This is a genomic window from Nocardioides hungaricus (assembly GCF_054782915.1).
Map to the genome: position 1 here is coordinate 1 of NZ_BAAGRO010000001.1, position 19,293 is coordinate 19,293.

The 19,293-nt window shown below is 73.4% G+C and carries 15 protein-coding genes and 1 rRNA gene; 2 read left to right on the forward strand and 14 right to left on the reverse strand.

Features of this window, described 5'->3' with window-relative positions; translation table 11 throughout:
• The 10 genes from ACYVKX_RS00005 to argC all read right to left on the reverse strand — a co-directional run.
• Window positions 1–59: ribosomal RNA gene (locus ACYVKX_RS00005) — 16S ribosomal RNA — on the reverse strand; the annotation flags it as partial.
• Window positions 60–447: 388 nt separating this feature from the next.
• Window positions 448–1,062, reverse strand: coding sequence for a DNA-3-methyladenine glycosylase (locus ACYVKX_RS00010; protein ID WP_460828442.1), 615 nt, complete (start codon window positions 1,060–1,062; stop codon window positions 448–450).
• On the reverse strand, window positions 1,046–2,473 hold the full coding sequence (gene argH / locus ACYVKX_RS00015; protein WP_460828443.1) for an argininosuccinate lyase: 1,428 nt from the start codon (window positions 2,471–2,473) through the stop codon (window positions 1,046–1,048). The genes ACYVKX_RS00010 and argH overlap by 17 nt, the downstream gene beginning before the upstream one ends.
• On the reverse strand, window positions 2,473–3,903 hold the full coding sequence (gene argG, locus ACYVKX_RS00020) for an argininosuccinate synthase (RefSeq protein WP_460828444.1): 1,431 nt from the start codon (window positions 3,901–3,903) through the stop codon (window positions 2,473–2,475). The genes argH and argG overlap by 1 nt, the downstream gene beginning before the upstream one ends.
• Complete coding sequence (locus tag ACYVKX_RS00025) at window positions 3,900–4,454, reverse strand: arginine repressor (RefSeq protein ID WP_460828445.1); 555 nt, start codon at window positions 4,452–4,454, stop codon at window positions 3,900–3,902. The genes argG and ACYVKX_RS00025 overlap by 4 nt, the downstream gene beginning before the upstream one ends.
• Window positions 4,451–5,386 carry an ornithine carbamoyltransferase gene (gene argF, locus ACYVKX_RS00030; RefSeq protein ID WP_460828446.1) on the reverse strand — a complete coding sequence of 312 codons (936 nt, stop codon included), beginning with the start codon at window positions 5,384–5,386 and terminating at the stop codon, window positions 4,451–4,453. Before argF ends, ACYVKX_RS00025 begins: the two co-directional genes overlap by 4 nt.
• Window positions 5,383–6,585: an acetylornithine transaminase gene (locus tag ACYVKX_RS00035; RefSeq protein ID WP_460828447.1), complete on the reverse strand. Its 1,203-nt coding sequence runs from the start codon at window positions 6,583–6,585 to the stop codon at window positions 5,383–5,385. The genes argF and ACYVKX_RS00035 overlap by 4 nt, the downstream gene beginning before the upstream one ends.
• Window positions 6,582–7,517 (reverse strand): acetylglutamate kinase, encoded by a 936-nt coding sequence (gene argB, locus ACYVKX_RS00040; protein ID WP_460828448.1) that lies wholly within the window; start codon window positions 7,515–7,517, stop codon window positions 6,582–6,584. Before argB ends, ACYVKX_RS00035 begins: the two co-directional genes overlap by 4 nt.
• Entirely contained in the window at window positions 7,514–8,665 is a 1,152-nt protein-coding gene (argJ, locus tag ACYVKX_RS00045; protein ID WP_460828449.1) for a bifunctional glutamate N-acetyltransferase/amino-acid acetyltransferase ArgJ, read from the reverse strand. The genes argB and argJ overlap by 4 nt, the downstream gene beginning before the upstream one ends.
• A complete protein-coding gene (gene argC, locus ACYVKX_RS00050; protein WP_460828450.1) occupies window positions 8,665–9,699 on the reverse strand; it encodes an N-acetyl-gamma-glutamyl-phosphate reductase in 1,035 nt (344 codons plus the stop codon). Before argC ends, argJ begins: the two co-directional genes overlap by 1 nt.
• 108 nt (window positions 9,700–9,807) lie before the next feature.
• On the opposite strand from argC, the gene ACYVKX_RS00055 reads away from it, so the two are divergent.
• Together ACYVKX_RS00055 and ACYVKX_RS00060 are read left to right on the forward strand one after the other, a co-directional pair.
• Window positions 9,808–10,815 (forward strand): ATP-binding cassette domain-containing protein, encoded by a 1,008-nt coding sequence (locus tag ACYVKX_RS00055; RefSeq protein ID WP_460828451.1) that lies wholly within the window; start codon window positions 9,808–9,810, stop codon window positions 10,813–10,815.
• A complete protein-coding gene (locus ACYVKX_RS00060) occupies window positions 10,812–11,615 on the forward strand; it encodes an ABC transporter permease (RefSeq protein WP_460828452.1) in 804 nt (267 codons plus the stop codon). The genes ACYVKX_RS00055 and ACYVKX_RS00060 overlap by 4 nt, the downstream gene beginning before the upstream one ends.
• Before the next feature lie 68 nt (window positions 11,616–11,683).
• Here ACYVKX_RS00060 and ACYVKX_RS00065 read toward each other — a convergent pair whose 3' ends face one another.
• From ACYVKX_RS00065 to ACYVKX_RS00080, 4 genes are read right to left on the reverse strand one after another with little or no spacing between them, the layout of a single operon-like run.
• The gene (locus ACYVKX_RS00065) at window positions 11,684–14,674 is read right to left on the reverse strand and encodes a BTAD domain-containing putative transcriptional regulator (protein ID WP_460828453.1); all 2,991 of its coding nucleotides are present in this window, start codon (window positions 14,672–14,674) and stop codon (window positions 11,684–11,686) included.
• Complete coding sequence (pheT, locus tag ACYVKX_RS00070) at window positions 14,655–17,138, reverse strand: phenylalanine--tRNA ligase subunit beta (protein ID WP_460828454.1); 2,484 nt, start codon at window positions 17,136–17,138, stop codon at window positions 14,655–14,657. Before pheT ends, ACYVKX_RS00065 begins: the two co-directional genes overlap by 20 nt.
• A complete protein-coding gene (pheS, locus tag ACYVKX_RS00075; protein ID WP_460828455.1) occupies window positions 17,135–18,241 on the reverse strand; it encodes a phenylalanine--tRNA ligase subunit alpha in 1,107 nt (368 codons plus the stop codon). The genes pheT and pheS overlap by 4 nt, the downstream gene beginning before the upstream one ends.
• Window positions 18,242–18,251: 10 nt before the next feature.
• Window positions 18,252–19,289, reverse strand: coding sequence for a sensor histidine kinase (locus tag ACYVKX_RS00080; RefSeq protein WP_460828456.1), 1,038 nt, complete (start codon window positions 19,287–19,289; stop codon window positions 18,252–18,254).
• Between the last annotated feature and the right edge of the window lie 4 nt (window positions 19,290–19,293).

The window sequence follows — 19,293 nt, forward strand, 5'->3', positions numbered from 1 at the left end:
TGCATGTGTTAAGCACGCCGCCAGCGTTCGTCCTGAGCCAGGATCAAACTCTCCATCAAAAAACCAACCACACGGCTCACACCGCATAGAAAGAGAAACCCCAACAAGACAACACTAACAAAACAACATCAGAATCATCAGTCAAAAAACCCATCAACCAACCCCCACAAACAAAGAGGCCAGCCAACAGAACAAAACAAACCAATTCATCGACTATTGACACACTGTTGAGTTCTCAAAAATCAGACGCGTTCCGTCCCGGTCCCATGCGGGCCCGGCGGCGGGGCAACCTGCAAAAACTTACCGGCTCGGTCCGGCGCCGTCAACTTCGCGTCGATCGGGGCCGATCCTGCTGGTGCCGGGCGTGCGAAGACTCCCTGGTTTCGGCCTTGCGGCCCGAGGAGGGAGTCGCTCACCGCGACGAGTCGAACGTTAGCAGCGCTCCGGTCAGGAGCCCAAATCGGGTCGGTCGCGGACCCTCGACGAGGCGGCCGGGCGGTACGCGGAGACGGTCTGCTCGCCCGTCGCCCAGAACCGCCAGGGCCGCTCGGCCGCGGCCCGGAGCCCGACGCGCGGACCCGTGGAGACGTGCGCCGGCGGCGTACCAGCGGTGAGCGTGACCGGACCGCGGGCGAGGTCGGTGCCGTCGTGGTCGAGGCGGATGCCGAGCGCGTTGCAGAGCCGGGCCGGGCCGCGGGCCAGGTCGCGGTCGGAGGCGCCGAGTCGCCGCTCGCGGGCGGTCTCGATCCCCTCGACCACCTCGCCGGCGCGGATCAGGACGGCGCTCGCGGTGCCCTCCTCGCCGCAGACGACGTTGCAGCAGACGTGCATGCCGTAGGTGAAGTAGCAGTACAGGTGGCCGGGCGGTCCGAACATCGTGGCGTTCCGCCTGGTCTGCCCCCGGAAGGCGTGGGAGCCCGGGTCGTTCGCGCCGTCGTACGCCTCGACCTCGGTGAGGCGGACGGCGACGTCGCCGTGCCGGAGGACCGCCCCGAGCAGGCGGGGCGCGACGTCCAGGACGGGACCTGCCAGGAGCCGGTGCAGGTCAGGCGAGCCGGGCACGGTGTCCGTCGACGGCTGCGGTGAGCTCGGCCAGCTGCTCCCGCACGCGTGCGGGAGCGGTGCCGCCGCGGCCGTCGCGGGAGGCGACCGAGCCCTCGACGGTGAGCACCGCACGGACGCCGGGCGTGAGCGCCGGGGAGATCTCCGCGAACTGCTCGTCGGTGAGCTGGTCGAGCTCGATGCCGAGCTCCTCGCAGCGGCGCACGCAGGCGCCGGCGACCTCGTGGGCGATGCGGAACGGGACGCCCTCGCGGACCAGCCACTCGGCGACGTCCGTGGCGAGCGAGAAGCCCTGCGGGGCGAGCTCGGCCATCCGGGCGGTGTCGAAGGTGAGGGTGGCGACCATGCCGGTGAAGGCCGGGAGCAGCACCTCGAGGGTCTCGACGGAGTCGAAGACCGGCTCCTTGTCCTCCTGGAGGTCGCGGTTGTAGGCGAGCGGGAGCGCCTTGAGCGTGGCGAGCAGGCCGGACAGGTTGCCGATCAGGCGGCCGGCCTTGCCGCGGGCGAGCTCGGCGATGTCGGGGTTCTTCTTCTGCGGCATGATGCTCGACCCGGTCGACCAGGAGTCGTGCAGCGCCACGAACCCGAACTCGCGCGTGGACCAGAGGATGACCTCCTCCGCGATCCGGCTGACGTCGACGCCGATCTGCGCGGCGACGTAGGCGAACTCGGCGACGAAGTCGCGCGAGGCCGTGCCGTCGATGGAGTTGGCGCTGGAGCCGGTGAAGCCGAGCTCCGCTGCCACGCCTTCGGGGTCGAGGCCGAGGCTGGAGCCGGCCAGCGCGCCGGAGCCGTACGGCGAGTCGGCGGCCACCCGGGCGTCCCAGTCCCGCAGCCGGTCGACGTCGCGCAGCAGCGCCCAGCAGTGCGCCTGGAGGTGGTGCGCGAGCAGCACCGGCTGGGCGTGCTGGAGGTGCGTGCGGCCCGGCATGACGGCATCGCCCGCCTCCCGTGCCTGGCCGGCGAGCGCGTCGACCAGGTCGAGGACCAGCTCGGCGACGATCGCGGCGTGGTCGCGGAGGAAGACCTTGAAGAGCGTGGCGATCTGGTCGTTGCGGCTGCGCCCGGCGCGGATCCGCCCGCCGACCTCGGCGCCGACCTCCTCGACCAGCAACCGCTCGAGCGCGCCGTGCACGTCCTCGTCGCCCGGGTCGGGGACCAGGTCGCCGGCGGCGTACCGCTCCCCCAGCGCGTCCAGGCCGCGCAGGAGCTCGGCGTGGTCGGCGTCGGTGAGGAGGCCGGCGCGGTGCAGGGCGTTGGCGTGCGCCCGGGAGCCGGCCAGGTCGTAGGGCGTGAGCCGCCAGTCGAAGTGGGTCGACCGCGAGAGCGCGTCGAGCTCGGGCGAGGGGCCGCCCGCGAAGCGGCCGCCCCAGAGCTTGCCGGCGTTCGTGGTGGGCTCAGGCGTGCTCATCAGTCGGTCCCGAACTCCATGGCGGCATTGTCCAGGGCGAGCTCGTCCGCGACCTGCGCGGCCGGGTTGGCGGCGATCCGGTCGGCGCCGCCCGCCTCCAGCTCGCCGTAGAGCGTGCCGTGCTCGACGAGCACCTGGCCCTGGTCGAGGGGCTGGGCGGCGTACTGCTCGAGCTTGGCGCGGGAGTCGGCGATGTCGAGGTTGCGCAGGGTGAGCTGGCCGATCCGGTCGAGCGGCCCGAAGGCGGCGTTCTCGGTGCGCTCCATCGAGAGCTTGTCGGGGTGGTAGGAGAACGCCGGTCCGTCCGTGCGCAGGATCGTGTAGTCCTCGCCGCGGCGCAGCCGCAGGGTGACCTCGCCGGTGACCAGCGAGGCGATCCAGCGCTGGATGGACTCGCGCAGCATCAGCGCCTGCGGGTCCAGCCAGCGGCCCTCGTAGAGCAGCCGGCCGAGGCGGCGGCCCTCGCCGTGGTAGCCGGCGACGGTGTCCTCGTTGTGGATCGCGTTGAGCAGCCGCTCGTAGGCGATCCAGAGCAGCGCCATGCCCGGTGCCTCGTAGATGCCGCGGGACTTCGCCTCGATGATCCGGTTCTCGATCTGGTCGGACATGCCCAGGCCGTGGCGGCCGCCGACGGCGTTGGCCTGGTGGACGAGCGCGACCGGGTCGTCGTACGTCGTGCCGTCGATCGCCACGGGGCGGCCCTCGCGGAAGGCGACGGTGACGTCCTCGGCCGCGATCTCCACCGACGGGTCCCAGAACCTCACGCCCATGATCGGCTCGACGGTCTCCAGCGAGACGTCGAGGTGCTCGAGGGTCTTGGCCTCGTGGGTGGCGCCCCAGATGTTGGCGTCGGTGGAGTACGCCTTCTCCTGGGAGTCGCGGTAGGGCAGGTCGTGCTCGGTGAGCCACTGGCTCATCTCGGCGCGGCCGCCGAGCTCGGTGACGAAGTCGTGGTCGAGCCACGGCTTGTAGATGCGCAGGTCGGGGTTGGCGAGCAGCCCGTAGCGGTAGAACCGCTCGATGTCGTTGCCCTTGAACGTCGAACCGTCGCCCCAGATGTCGACGCCGTCCTCGTGCATCGCGCGGACCAGCATGGTGCCGGTGACCGCGCGGCCCAGCGGCGTGGTGTTGAAGTAGGCGCGGCCGCCGGAGCGGATGTGGAAGGCGCCGCACGCCATCGCGGCCAGGCCCTCCTCGACCAGCTGGCGGCGGCAGTCGACGGCGCGGGCGATCTCGGCGCCGTACTGCCGGGCACGGTCGGGTACGCCGGTGATGTCGGGCTCGTCGTACTGGCCGATGTCGGCGGTGTAGGTGCACGGGATCGCGCCCCTGGCGCGCATCCAGGCGACGGCCACCGAGGTGTCCAGCCCTCCCGAGAACGCGATGCCGACGCGCTCGCCGGCGGGGAGGGACGTCAGGACCTTGCTCACTGCTGGTCTTCCTTCTGGTCGGGCTGGGTCGGCTGAGTGGAGTGGTTCGAGTCGGCGAGGGCGAGGAACCGCCGGGCGAGGTCGTCGCCGCCCGCGGGCTCGCGGCCGATCACGAGGACGGTGTCGTCCCCGGCGATGGTGCCGAGGATCTCGGGGAACTCGGCCTTGTCGAAGGCCGAGGCGAGGAACTGGGCGGCGCCCGGCGGGGTGCGCAGCACGACCAGGTTGGCGCTGGCGTCGGCGCTCACGAGGAGCTCGCCGCACAGCCGGGCCAGCCGGGACCGGGCCGCGGCCGTCTCGACGGGCGCCGCGGGTCGTCGGTCGCCACCCTCGGCGGGGACCGCGTAGACGAGGGCGCCCGACGGCGCGCGCACCTTGATCGCGTCGAGCTCGACCAGGTCGCGCGAGAGCGTGGCCTGGGTGACCCGCAGGCCGTTCTCGGCGAGCAGCATGGCGAGCTCGGACTGGGACCGCACCTCGCGGTGCGTGACCAGCTCGACGATCCGCTGGTGGCGCGCGCTCTTGGTGCCGGGGCGCAGGACCGTGTTCACGTCGCCTCCTCCTTCTCGTGCTCGAGCAGGAACGTCAGGATCGCCTTCTGGGCGTGCCGGCGGTTCTCGGCCTCGTCCCACACCACGCTCTGCGGGCCGTCGATCACCTCGGCGTCGATCTCCTTGCCGCGGTAGGCCGGCAGGCAGTGCATCGCGATCGCGTCGGGCGACGCCCGCTCGAACAGCGCGGTGGTGAGGGAGTACGGCGCGAACACCTCCGCGCGGGCGGCCGCCTCGTCCTCCTTGCCCATCGAGATCCAGGTGTCGGTGACGACGACGTCGGCGCCGGTCACGGCCGCGACCGGGTCGGGCTCGAGGGCGGCGGAGCCGCCGGTGGTGGCGGCGATCGCGGCAGCCCGGTCGACCATGGCCTGCTGCGGTGCGTAGCCCTCGGGCGAGCTGATCCGGACGTGCAGGCCGGCGGTGGCGCCGGCGAGCAGCCAGGAGTTGCCCATGTTGCAGGCGCCGTCGCCGACGAACGCGACGGTCAGGCCGGCGAGCCGCTGCTTGTGCTCGCGCACGGTGAGCAGGTCGGCGAGCAGCTGGCAGGGGTGGAAGTCGTCGGTGAGGGCGTTCACGACGGGTACGCCGGCGTGCTCGGCCATCTCCTCCAGGTTGGCCTGCGCGTAGGTGCGCCACACGATCATCGACGCCTGCCGGCCGAGGACCCGGGCCACGTCGTGCACGGACTCGCGGACGCCGATCCCGGCGAGCGCGCCGTCGACCAGCATCGGGAAGCCGCCGAGCTCGGCGATGCCGGCGGCGAACGACGCCTGCGTGCGCAGGGTCTGCTTGTCGAAGACCATCGCGACCGTGCGCGGCCCGGCGAGGGGCTTGGCGTCGTACGGCCCCTGCTTGAGCCGGAACGCGAGGTCGAGCACCCGCGCCTGCTCGTCGGGCGTGAGGTCGTCGTCAGCGAGGAAGTGCCTCATCGGAGCCCTGCCTCGTCCAGGATGCCCGGCCAAGCGGCGAGGAACGCGTTGGCGTCGTCCGCCGTGAGGACGAGCGGCGGCGCGAGCCGGATCCGCCTCGGGGTCGCGCTGTTGACGATGAAGCCGGCCCGCTGCGCGGCGGCGACCACCTCGGCGGCCCTCTCCTCGGAGAGGTCGAGGCCGATCAGCAGACCCTCTCCCCTGACTTCGGTGACCCGCGGGTCGGCGGCGAGGCCGTCGCGGAGCTTCTGGCCCAGGACGGTGACGTGCTCGAGCAGGTCCTCGGCCTCGATGGTGCGGATGACCGCGAGCGCGGCGGCGCAGGCGACCGGGTTGCCGCCGAACGTCGTGCCGTGGTTGCCGGGCTGGAGCAGCTCGCCCGCGGCGCCGATGCCGATGCAGGCGCCGATCGGGAAGCCGCCGCCGAGGCCCTTGGCGAGCGTGACGACGTCGGGGCGGATCTCGACGGGCTCGATCACCGGGGACTGGTGGGCGAACCAGCGGCCGGTGCGGCCCATGCCGCACTGCACCTCGTCGAGCCACAGCAGCGCGCCGTGCTCGTCGGCGATTGCCCGGGCGGCGGCGAGGTAGCCCTCGGGCGCGACGTTGACCCCCGCCTCGCCCTGGATCGGCTCGAGCAGGATCGCCGCGGTCTCGTCGGTCACCGCGGCGGCGAGCGCGCCGGCGTCGCCGAACGGGACGAACGCGACGTCGCCGGGCAGCGGCTCGAACGGCGCCCGGTAGGCCTCCTTCGAGGTGAGCGCGAGGGCGCCCATGGTGCGGCCGTGGAAGGAGCCCTCGGCGACGACGATCTGCGTGCGGCCGGTACGCCGGGTGAGCTTGAACGCCGCCTCGTTGGCCTCGGTCCCGGAGTTGGTGAGGAACACCCTGCCGCCGCCCGGGCCGACCCCCAGGAGGTCGAGCAGCCTCTCGGCGAGCTCGACCTGGGGCGCGGTGGTGAAGAAGTTCGAGACGTGGCCGAGGGTCTGCAGCTGCGTGGTCACGGCCTCGACGAGCGCGGGGTGGCCGTGGCCGAGCGCGTTGACCGCGATGCCGCCGAGCAGGTCGACGTACTCCCTGCCGCCGGCGTCCCAGACGTGCGCGCCCTCGCCGCGGGTCAGCACGAGCTGGGGCGGCCCGAAGGTGTTCATCAGGCTGGCGGCGTACCGCTCCTGGTAGGTGCTCACTGCGTCGGTCACTGGGTGTCCCTCGCCTTCCGGGTCTTGGTCTCGACGCCGGGCAGCACCTGGGTGCCGACGCCCTCGCTGGTGAACAGCTCGAGCAGCACGGCGTGCGGCTCGCGGCCGTCGACGACGGTGGCGCGCGGGACGCCGTTCTGCACCGCCTGGAGGCAGGCGCCCATCTTCGGGATCATCCCGGCGGCGAGCGTCGGGAGGATCTGCTCGAGCGCCTCGGGGCTGATCTCGCCGATGACGTCGTCGGAGTCCGGCCAGTCGAGGTAGAGGCCCTCGACGTCGGTGAGCACGAGCAGCTTCTCGGCGCCGAGCGCCACCGCGAGGGCGGCGGCGGCGGAGTCGGCGTTGACGTTGTGCACGCGGCCGTGGACGTCGGGCGCGACGCTGGAGACGACCGGGATCCGGCCGGCCTCGATCAGGTCGAGCACGGACTCCGGGCGGACGGCGGTGACCTCGCCGACCAGGCCGAGGTCCACCTCCTCGCCGTCGACGACCGTGCCGGTCGTGGTCGCGGTGAACAGGCCGGCGTCCTCGCCGGAGCAGCCGACCGCGAGCGGGCCGTGCTCGTTGATCAGGCCGACCAGCTCGCGCTGGACCTGGCCGACGAGCACCATCCGGACCACGTCCATCGCCTCGGGGGTGGTGACGCGCAGGCCGCCGCGGAACTCGGACTCGATGCCGAGCCGGTCGAGCATCGTGGAGATCTGCGGGCCGCCGCCGTGCACGACGACCGGCTTGAAGCCCGCGAACCGCAGGAACGCGACGTCCTCGGCGAAGGCGCGCTTCAGGGTGTCGTCGGTCATCGCGTTGCCGCCGTACTTCACCACGACGATCTTGCCGTGGTAGCGCTTCAGCCAGGGCAGCGCGGCCGCGAGCGTGCGGGCCTTGGCCGGGTCCGGCTTGCCGGGGTCGTGGGAGATGTGGTCGATGCTCACGAGCTGTACGCGCTGTTCTCGTGGACGTAGGCGTGGGTGAGGTCGTTGGTCCAGACGGTCGCCCGCTCGGAGCCGGCCTTGAGGTCGATGGTGACGCTCACCTCGCGCGGCCTCAGGTCGACGGTGGCCGGGTCGGCGTGCGGGGTGGACTGCCGGCAGACCCACACGCCGTTCATCGCGACGTCGAGGTCGGCGGGGTCGAACCGCGCGCTGGTGGTGCCGATGCTGGCCAGGACGCGGCCCCAGTTGGCGTCGTTGCCGAAGACCGCGGCCTTGAACAGGTTCGACCGAGCGACGCTGCGGCCGACCTCGACCGCCTCGTCCTCGGACGCGGCGTTGACGACGGTGATCGCGATCTCGTGGTCGGCGCCCTCGGCGTCCTTCAGGAGCTGCATGGCGAGGTCGGTGCACGCGTGGGTGAGCGCGACGGTGAAGTCGTCGGGCGTCGGGGTGATGCCGCTGGCGCCGCTGGCCATCACGGTGACGGTGTCGTTGGTCGACATGCAGCCGTCGGAGTCGAGCCGGTCGAAGCTGACCCGGGTCGCGGCGCGGAGCGCCGTGTCCAGGTCGGCGGCCGGTACGACGGCGTCCGTGGTCAGCACGACCAGCATGGTCGCGAGCTGCGGCGCGAGCATGCCGGCGCCCTTGGCCATGCCGCCGATGCTCCAGCCGGCGCCCTCGACGACCACCTGCTTGCTGACCGAGTCCGTGGTCATGATCGCGTGCGCCGCGTCGTCTCCCCCCTCGGCGTTGAGGGCGTCGTACGCCGCCCGGGCGCCGGCGAGGAGCCGGTCGCGGTCGTTGGCGAGGCCGATCAGGCCGGTGGAGCAGACGACGACGTCGATCGCGCCGATGCCGAGCTGGTCGGCGACGGACTCGGCGACGGCGTGGGTGGTCTGGAAGCCCTCGGGGCCGGTGTAGCAGTTGGCGCCGCCGGAGTTGAGGAAGACCGCCTTGACGGTGCCGTCCTTGACGGCCTCCTGGCTCCAGACGACGGGGTTGGCCTTGCAGCGGTTGGCGGTGAAGACGCTGGCGGAGTCGAAGGTGGGCCCGTCGTTGACGACGAGCGCGACGTCCAAGGCCTCGGTGGACTTCAGGCCGGCGGCGACGCCGGCGGCCCGGAAGCCCTGCGGGGAGGTAGTGGTCATTACGGAGCTACTCCTACGGTCGAGAGGCCCAGCCCTTCGTCGAGGCCGAGCGCGAGGTTCATGCACTGGACGGCAGCGCCGGCGGTGCCCTTGGACAGGTTGTCCACCGCACCGACGGCGACCAGTCGTCGGGCGTCCTCGTCGACCGTCACCTGGAGGTGGACCGCGTTGGAGCCGGTGACCGACTTCGTCTGCGGCCACTGGCCCTGCGGGAGCAGGTGGACGAACGGCTCGTCGGCGTACGCCTTCGCGTAGACCTCGTAGGCGTCGGCGGCGCTCGCGTCGCCGGTGAGCCTGGCGCTGCAGGTGGCCAGGATGCCGCGGGGCATCGGGACCAGGAGCGGGGTGAAGCTGACCCTCACGGTGCCGTCCGTCAGCTTCGAGAGGTTCTGGGTGATCTCGGGCGTGTGCCGGTGCACGCCGCCCACCCCGTACGCGCCGGCGTTGCCCATCACCTCGCTGCCGAGCAGGTGCGGCCTGGCGGCCCTGCCGGCGCCGGAGGTGCCGGACGCGGCCACGACGGTGACGTCGGGCTCGACGATGCCGGCGGCGACCGCCGGGGCGAGCGAGAGCGTGGCGACCGTCGGGTAGCAGCCGGGTACGGCGATGCGGGTGGCCGTGCGGAGCAGGTCGCGCTGGCCGGGCAGCTCGGGGAGGCCGTAGGGCCAGGTGCCGGCGTGGTCGCCGCCGTAGAACCTCTCCCACGCGGCGCTGTCGGCGAGCCGGAAGTCGGCGCCGCAGTCGACGACGACCGTGTCGTCGCCGAGCTGGGCCGCGATCGCGCCGGACTCGCCGTGCGGCAGCGCGAGGAAGACCACGTCGTGCCCGCGGAGGGTCTCCAGGGAGGTCTCGTCGAGCACCCGGTCGGCGAGGGGCACGAGGTGCGGCTGCAGCGCCCCGAGCGGCTGGCCGGCGTTCGAGGCCGCGGTGAGCGCCCCGATCTCCGCCTCGGGGTGGCCGAGGAGCAGGCGCAGCAGTTCGCCTCCGGCGTACCCGCTGGCTCCGGCGACGGCGATCCTGGTCGACATGTGCATGACTATACTGCTTCTTGCATGTCTATATAAGTCCGGGTGCGCTCTCGGTCCGGGACCTGAAACCGGGGTGAAGGCGGGGTGAAACCGCGCACCCGCACCGTGGCTCGCATGACACGAGTTCCTGACACCGACCTGGCCGTCGCGGCCGCCGGGCTCGTCAAGACCTTCGGTGCACAGCGCGCGGTCGACCGGGTCGATCTCGAGGTGCGCCGCGGCGAGGTCTTCGGCGTGCTCGGCCCGAACGGCGCGGGCAAGACCACCACCCTCAAGATGCTCGCCACCCTGCTGCCGATGGACGGCGGCGAGGCCAGCATCTTCGGCGTCGACGTCCGTCGAGAGCCGCACATGATCCGCCAGCTCGTCGGCGTGACCGGCCAGTACGCCTCCGTCGACGAGAACCTCACCGGCTACGAGAACCTCTGGCTCTTCGGCCGGCTCCAGGGCCTGACCTCCGCGACGGCGAGGTCCACCGCGACCGACCTGCTCGAGCGGTTCGGCCTCACCGAGGCCCGGGACAAGCAGATCAAGGCGTTCTCCGGCGGCATGCGCCGCCGCCTCGACCTGGCCGCCAGCCTGATCTCGCAGCCGCCGCTGATCTTCCTCGACGAGCCGACCACCGGCCTCGACCCGCGCACCCGCGGGCAGATGTGGGAGACAATCCGCGACCTGGTCCGCGAGGGCAGCACCGTGCTGCTCACCACGCAGTACCTCGACGAGGCCGACCAGCTCGCCGACCGGATAGCGGTCATCGACCGCGGCGTCAAGGTCGCCGAGGGCACCCCGGACGAGCTCAAGACCTCCGTCGGCAGCTCCACGCTGCAATTGCGGATGTCCGAGCCGGCCGAGACGGACGACGCCGTCGCCGTCGTACGCCGCGTGCTCGGCGAGGAGCCGCTGCTCACCCCGGAGGCGGGCGGCATGAACGCCGCGCTCCTCGACGCGAACCAGGCCGCCGACGTACTCATCGCGCTGCGCCAGTCCGGCCTGTCGATCGCGTCCGCGACCGTGCAGAAGCCCACCCTCGACGAGGTGTTCCTGGCCATCACCGGCCATGGCGCCGAGGAAGCGACCGACTCCCCGGTCCCGACCGAGCCCACCCTGGAGGTGGCCCGATGACGACCCTGGGCCTCGACCGCGACCTCGCGGCACGCCCGACCGTCCGCGACACGATCGACCAGACCCGGTCGATGGCGTGGCGGGCGCTGAAGAAGATGCGCCGCAACCCCGAGCAGTTCATCGACGTGACGGTGCAGCCGCTGCTGTTCACGGCGATGTTCGCCTACATCTTCGGGGGCGCGATCTCCGGCAGCGTGCGGGACTACCTGCCGATCGTGATCACCGGCATCCTCGCCCAGACCGCGCTGACCGCCTGCATGGCCACCGGCATCCAGCTGCGCGAGGACATGGACAAGGGGGTCTTCGACCGGTTCAAGTCGCTCCCGATCGCCCGGATCGCGCCGCTCGCCGGGCCGGCCGTGGCCGACCTGGTGCGGTACTCGACCGCCGCGACGCTGACCATCCTCACCGGCCTGGCGATGGGCTACCGGCCCGGCGGCGGCGTGCCCGGCGTCCTCGCCGGCTGGCTGATGACGGTCGTCGCGGGCTGGGCGCTGGCGTGGATCTTCACCTATCTCGGCACGGTCGCCCGCAGCGCGCAGGCGGTGCAGGGCATCTCGATGATGGTGATGTTCCCGCTGACGTTCCTCTCGAACGCGTTCGTGCCCGAGAGCACGCTCCCCGACTGGCTCGCCGCGTTCGTGCGGGTCAACCCGGTCTCGCTGGTCGTGGACGCGGTGCGCGACCTGATGAACGACGGCGCGCTCACGGCCAACGTGGGCTGGGCGCTGGTCGGCTGCCTGGTCGTCGTGGCGGTCTTCCTGCCGCTGTCGGTGCGGTCCTACGCGCGCAAGATGTGAGTGCCCGTCGTACCTGACGGAGATGTCGTGTTCTCGGCGGAAACACGACATCTCCGTCAGGTGCGTGGTCAAACAGGCAGCTCCGTGACGAGGCGCAGCGCCTCCTCGCGGAGCTCGGGCGCGGGGTGGACGCCGATGGTGGCGCGGATCCGGTCGAGGCCGCCGGGGAGCACCGACTCGGCCAGCGCGGCGGCGGGCGCCCAGCCGAGGCTGGGCAGCTGGCGGTTGTAGCCGAAGAGGTCGGCCACGACGAGCAGGCGTACGGCGCGCTCGGCGGTCGCCGGGGCCGGGGAGCCGGCGAGCTCCCACTCGGCGAGCGCGACCAGCACCGAGCCCACGGCCGGGTAGTCGAGGAACAGCCCGCTGTCGCCGGCGAGCATCGCGGGCAGCTTCGCCCGGAGGTCGTCGCGCATCCCCCGCACGGGCTCGCGCCGGTCGTGGTGGACGTGGGCGCAGACGGCCGCCGACTGCGGGTAGAAGACCCACGGCTCGAAGTCCGCGCTCTCGGCGAGCCCGGGGACGGGCCGGGACCGGAGGATGCGCACCGCGTCGCGATAGGAGCGCAGCCCCTCCTCGATCCGGCCGGCGACCAGGTCGAGCTCGGGGCGGCCGCAGAGCAGGATGATCGCAGCGCCGAAGACGCCGGAGCCGGCGTCGTCGCGCTCGATGTCGTCGAAGATGCGGGCGGCGTCGTCGTACCGGCCCTCCTCCATCGCCGCGAGGGCGAGGACCGCCTTCAGCTGGGCGACGTCCTCGGAGGCGCCGAGCGACTCCATGACCGGCAGCGCCTCGGCCGCGTGGCGCAGCGCCTGGTCCATCTCGCCCAGCTGGATCGTGATGCCGGCGAGCTGGGCGCTGACCAGCGTGCGGGTCCACGGGCCGTCGCGGCCGTCGGCGATCTCCCAGGAGAGCTCCGCGAGGCGCCGCGCCTCGACCAGGTCGCCGAGGTTCTCGCGCAGGTTGCTCGCCCACTGGAGCGCGAGCTGGCGCACCCGCGGCTCGGCGTCGTCGCAGAGCGCCTCGAGCGCGCTCGGGTCGGCGCGCTCCAAGCCCTTCCGGGCGGCGAGCAGCACCAGCGCCTGGGCCTCCGACCGATCGCGGCCGGTGCCGGCGTCGATCGACTCGAGCCGACTCATCGCGCGGGAGGCGAAGGTGTCGGAGAAGATCAGCGTGTTGAACGCGATCGCGACCAGCGTGCTGCGCAGGGCGGGCACCCGGTGCTCCGGGACGGGCGCGTCGGCCACCACGTCCTCGACGTCGCGGGCGAGGCCGACCACCTTGAGGTGGCTGCCCTCGACGGTCCAGAAGTCCGAGAGGCAGGCCATCAGCACGGTCGTGCCCTCGACGTCGCGGTCGCGCAGGCAGCGGCGCAGCAGGTCGACGAGGTTGCCCTCCTCGCTGCGGATCTCCGTCATCGTCTCGACCTGGCCGGGCCCGAAGAGGCGCGCGGAGGCCCGGTCGGCGAACGCGACGCCCCAGTCCCGCACCCGGCCGGCGGTCTCGATGTCGTCGCCGGCGTCGACGAGCTGCATCTGCCCGAACTCGCGGACCGTCTCCAGCAGCCGGTAGCGCAGTCCTCCGGCGCCCTCGACGACCGTCACGAGCGACTGGTCGACCAGGCTGGACAGCGGGGCGAGCGCGTCGCCGCCGATCACCGCCTCCGCACCGGTCAGCGAGAACCCGTCGCGGAAGACCGCGAGCCGGCGCAGCGCGGTGCGCTCGGCCTCGCCGAGGAGGTTCCAGCTCCAGTCGATGACGGCGAGCAGGGTCTGATGGCGCTCGGGTACGTCGCGCGAGCCGCCGGACAGCAGCGCGAACCGGTTCTCCAGCCGGCGGCCGATCTCGGCGACCGACATCACCCGGATCTTCGCGGCGGCGAGCTCGACCGCGAGCGGGAGGCCGTCGAGGCGGGCGACCACCGCCTCGACCTCGGCGCGGTCGAGGCGGGCGCCCGGACGCGCGGCCGAGGCACGCTCGACGAACAGCTCGACGGCGTCGTCGAGGCCGAGCTGCGGGAGCTGGTAGACCCGCTCGGCGGCGATCCCGAGCGGCGCGCGGGTGGTGGTGAGCACCCGGAGCGCCGGGGTGCGGGCGACGAGCGCCGAGACCAGGTCGGCGGCCGCGTCGACCAGGTGCTCGCAGTTGTCGAGGATCAGCAGCGCGGGCGCGGTGCCGACCTGGTCGACGATCCGCCCGATCAGGTCGGTACGGCGGGCAGCGGCGGTCGTGAGCCGCCCGGCGACGGACTCGCGGACCCCCAGCACGTCGCCGACCTCGACGGCCACGCCCTCGGGCGAGGTGACGCCGGCGAGCTCGACGAAGTGCACGACCGGCTGCTCGGCGAGCCGGCCCATCAGGTGCGCGAGCCGGGTCTTGCCCAGGCCGCCGGCGCCGACGATCGAGGTGACCCGCGAGCCGCGGATCATCCCCTCCAGTGCGGCGACGTCGCCCTCGCGGCCGATCAGCCGGGACGCCTCGTAGAGCAGCCCCTCGCGGACCGGCCGGTCGCGCGCGAGCAGCTCGGCGTGCAGCGCCCGGAGCGCCGGGCTCGGGTCGACGCCGAGCCGGTCGGCGAGGTCCTCGCGGTAGGCCGCGTAGCGCTCCAGCGCGGCCGGCACGCCGTGCACGCCGGCGATCGCGCGCAGCAGCGCGGCGGTCACCTCGTCGTCGGGCGAGGCCCTCTCCAGGAGGGGCAGCGCGGCGGCGTACTCCCCCGCCGCGGCGAGCCGCAGGCCCTCGGGCCGCAGCGCCCAGGCGTCGACGTCGGCGGCGGCCAGCGCGAGCCGATAGCCGCGGGCGGTGCGCTCGATGACGTCGGCGGCGGTCGCGGAGCGGGCGCGGGAGACGACGACCTGGAGCGCCTTGGTCGGGTTCGCCGGGACGTCGTCGCCCCAGACCTCCACGACCAGGCTCTGCTCGGAGAGCCCGCGCGGTCCCGCGTCGGCGAGGGCCCGCAGCAGCGCGTGCGTGCGCTCGCCCGGGACCGCGACGCCGTCCCAGGCGACGTCGTCGAGGACCGCGAGCCGGGGCCTCGACCCGTCAGCTGCGCTGGACGGCACCGGTCCGCTCGGCGGCGAGCGCCACGGCCGCGTCGCGCGCGGCCGCGGTCTCCTCCTCGGTCAGGGTCCGGTCGGTCGCCCGGAACCGCAGCGCGAACGCCAGCGACTTGTGGCCGGCGGGCACCTGGTCGCCGGTGTAGACGTCGAAGAGCCGGATCGACTCCAGCAGCGGCCCGGCGCCCTCGCGGAGCGCGGCCTCGACCTCGGCGGCGGTCACGGTGTCGGCGACGACGAGCGCGACGTCCTCCTTGGCGAGGGGGTAGGTCGAGAGGGCCAGTCCGGGCGCGACGTCGCGGGCGTGCCGCAGCAGCAGGTCGAGGTCGATCTCGACGGCCGCGCTGCGGGCCGGGAGCCCGAACGCCTGGCAGACCTTCGGGTGCAGCTCGCCGGCGTGGCCCAGCTCTCGACTCGGCTCGGCGCCGCCGACCAGCAGCCGCGCGCAGCGGCCCGGGTGCCAGGGCGCGTACGCCGCCGCGGCCACCTCGACCTCGACGCCGAGCTCGGCGGCGAGGCGGCGGACCAGCCCGATCGCGTCGGACCAGCCGGCCTCGCGGCCGCCGCCCCACCAGCCGGCGCGCTCGCGCTCGCCCGCGAGGACGATCGCCAGGTGCAGCGGCTGCTCGGGGATCGCGGCGAGCAGCTTGGCGAGCTCGTCGTCGCTCGGACGCCAGTCGACGCCGTAGACCGGCGCCGGGCCGCGGTCGGCCGGGAACGCCACGGTGCCGGTCTCGAACAGCGACACCGCGGTCGCGCCGCGGGCCACGTTGCGGGCGCCGGCCCTGAGCAGGCCGGGGAGCAGCGTGGTGGTGTACGACGGCTCCTCGCTCGAGAGCGGGTTCGCGAGGCGGACCGTGGTGCGGCGGGAGTCGCCGGCCGGCAGGCCGAGCGCGTCGAACGCGGCGTCGCCGACGAACGGGAAGCTCACGACCTCCACGCAGCCGGCGCCGGCGAGGGTGCGGCCGACCCGGCGGCGCAGCCGCTGCTCGCGGGTCAGGCCGCGGCCGGCAGCCTCGCGCGGGAGGACGGAGGGCACCCGGTCGTAGCCGACGATCCGCGCGACCTCCTCGACCAGGTCGAACGGGTCGATGAGGTCGGGCCGCCAGGTCGGGGGCACGAAGCCCGCGTCGGTGACCGTGCAGCCCACCGCGCGCAGGTGGGCCTCGGCGGTCTCCGCGGGGATGTCGATGCCGGTGATCCGAGCGGGCAGGTCCAGCGGCATCGCGATCGCCGCCGGCACCGGCGCCGTGCCGACCACGGTGACGCCGGGGTCGGCCGTGCCGCCGCCGTACGTCGTCAGCAGCTCGACCACGCGGTCGGCCGCGGCCGGGGTGATGGCCGGGTCGACGCCGCGCTCGTTGCGCTTGCCGGCCTCGGAGCCGATCCGGTGGCGCTTGCCGGTGCGGAACATCGAGGTGGCGTCCCAGTGGGCCGCCTCGACCAGGATGTTCGTCGTGGTCTCCGACATCTCGGTGGTCGCGCCGCCCATGACGCCGCCGAGGCCGATGATCCCGGAGTCGTCGGTGACGACCAGGTCCTCGGTGGAGAGGGTGCGCTCGGCGCCGTCGAGCGTGGTGAGCCGCTCGCCCTCGCGGGCCCGGCGGATCCGGATGGTGCCCCGGAGCCGGTCGGCGTCGTAGCCGTGGATCGGGCGGCCGGTCTCGAGCATCACGTAGTTGGTGACGTCGACGGCCAGCGAGATCGGCCGCATGCCGGCCTGGGTCAGCCGCCGGGCCATCCAGTCCGGGGTCGGCGCGGCCGGGTCGAAGCCGGTGACCCGGCGGGCCACGAAGACCGGGCAGCCGGCCGGGTCGTCGATCTCGACCGGGTAGCCGGCGTCGTTCGGCTCCGGCACGGTGCGCTCGGCGGGGTCGCGGTACGGCGCGTCGTACGCGAGCGCCGCCTCCCGGGCGATGCCGCGCAGCGAGAGCGCATAGGCGCGGTCGGGGTTGATCTCGAACTCGATGACCTCCTCGCGCAGGCCGAGCACGTCGAAGGCGTCGTCGCCGGGCTGCCCCGCGTCGGCCGGGAGCACGATGATCCCCTCGTGGTCCTCGCCGAGGCCGAGCTCACGGGCCGAGCAGATCATGCCCGCGGAGACGTGGCCGTAGGTCTTGCGCGCCTCGATGCGGAAGTCGCCGGGCAGGACGCCGCCCGGGAGGATCACCACGACCAGGTCGCCGGGCGCGAAGTTGTGGGCGCCGCAGACGATGCCCTGCGGCTCACCGATGCCGTTGGCGGCACCCACATCGACGGTGCACCAGTTGATGGTCTTGCCGTTCCTCTGCGGCTCGGACTCCATCGTGAGCACCCGGCCGACGACGAGCGGGCCGGTGATGTCGGCGCCGGCGCTCTCGATCGCCTCGAGCTTGAGCCCGAGCGCGGTCAGCCGGCGGGTGAGCTCGCCGGTGGTGACGCCGGCCGGCAGGTCGACGTACTCGCGGATCCAGGAGACGGGTGCTTTCACAACTCACTTCCGAAGGCCGTGGTGAAGCGGACGTCGCCCTCGAAGAGGTCGCGCAGGTCCTCGATGCCCTGGCGGAACATCAGGGTGCGGTCGATGCCCATGCCGAACGCGAAGCCGGTGTGGCGCTCGGCGTCGACGCCGCACGCGGTGAGCACGCGCGGGTTCACGACGCCGCAGCCGCCCCACTCGATCCAGCCCTCGCCGCGGCAGGTGCGGCAGGCCGAGCCGTCGAGGGCGCCGGCGCCCCGGCAGACGAAGCAGACCAGGTCGACCTCGGCACTGGGCTCGGTGAAGGGGAAGTACGACGGGCGGAAGCGGGTGCCGATGCCCTCGCCGAACATCTGCGCGGCGAAGTGGTCGAGGGTGCCCTTGAGGTGCGCCATCGTGATGCCCTCATCGATCGCCAGGCCCTCGACCTGGTGGAACATCGGGCTGTGCGTGGCGTCGTACTCGTCGGTGCGGAAGACCCGACCCGGACAGACGACGTAGATCGGTGGCGTCCGAGTCAGCATGGTGCGCGCCTGGACGGGCGACGTGTGGGTCCGGAGCACGAGGTGGTCCTCGGCCGGGTGGGTCCAGAAGGTGTCCTGCATGGTGCGGGCCGGGTGGTCGGGGCCGAGGTTGAGCGCGTCGAAGTTGAGCCACTCGGCCTCGATGACCGGGCCCTCGGCGACCTCCCAGCCCATCGCCACGAAGATGTCGGCGATCAGCTCCGACCCGGTGGTGAGCGGGTGGCGGGCGCCGGTCGGCACCCGGTCGGTCGGGAGCGTCACGTCGACGGTCTCCTCGACCAGCATCCGCTCCTCGTGCTCGGCCTCCAGCACCTCCTGCCGGGCCGCGAGCGCCTGGTTGACCGCGCCGCGGGCCTGGCCGATGCGCTGGCCGGCCTCCTTGCGCGCCTGCGGCGGCAGCGCGCCGATCTCGCGGTTGGCGAGCGCGAGCGGCGAGCGGTCGCCGGCGTGCTCGATGCGGACCTGCTTCAGCTCGTCGAGGTCGGCGGCGCCGGCGATCGCGGCGAGCGCGGCGTCGCGGGCGGCGTCGACCTGCGCGGCATCGAGCGGGGTGACCTGCACGGGGTCGTAGTCGGTGTTGGGGCCTGACACGGGGACGAGTCTAGGAAGGACGGCCGATCCCGCGCGAACCGGTTCCGTCCGCGGCCGGCAGCGTGACGGTGATCCGCGCGCCGCCGGACGCTGCGTCGCCGATCGCGATCGTGCCGCCGTGGGCCTCGACCAGGCCGTGCACGAGGTAGAGCCCGAGGCCGGAGCCGCCGCTGCTGCCGGACGTCCAGAACTTGGTGAACACCCGCCGCCGCAGCTCGGGGGCGATGCCCTCGCCCTCGTCCTCGACCACCAGCCGGAGGCCGGGCGAGACCGGCGCGAGGGCGACCGTGACCGTGCCGGAGCCGTGGCGGACCGCGTTCTCGACCAGGTTGGTGACCACCTGGACGAGCTTGTCGGGGTCGACCGTGACCCGGGGCAGTACGCCGGTCGCCTCGACCACGATCGGACGGCTGGTGCTCGCGCCGACCGAGTCGACCACCCGGCGTACCAAGACCTCGGCGTCGACCGGGCGCGGGTGCAGCTGGAGGCGGCCGGTGTCGATCCGCGCGACGTCGAGCAGTTCGGCGATCAGCCGGCTGAGCCGGTCGGCGTCGGCGCTGACCGTGGCGAGCATGAGCCTCTTCTGCTCGTCGTTGAGCCGGTCCCACCGGTTGAGCAGCGCCTGCACGAAGCCCTTCACGCCGGTCAGCGGCGAGCGCAGCTCGTGGGCGACGGTCGCGACCAGGTCGGAGCGCTCGCGGTCCAGGCGCGCCCGGCCGCGGCCGGAGCGGATGCTGACCGCGACCCGCTGGACCGGCCGGTCGAGCGCGGGCCGGTGCAGCCGGGCGACGACCAGCACCTCGGTGCCGTCGGGCAGCAGCCAGGACTGCTCGGGCACGGCCGTGCGGGTGGCCAGGCCGTCGTAGGGGCGGTTGGTCGAGCACCAGTCCCGGCCGTCGGTGTCCTGGAGCGCGAGCACGTCCGCGAGCGGCCTCCCGACGGCGTCCTCGGCGCCGAGCAGCCGGGCGGCGACGGCGTTGATCGCGGTCACGGTCCCGTCGGGGCCGGCGAGGACGGCGCCGTCCGCGAGCGCGTCGAGGCCGTCCACGCTC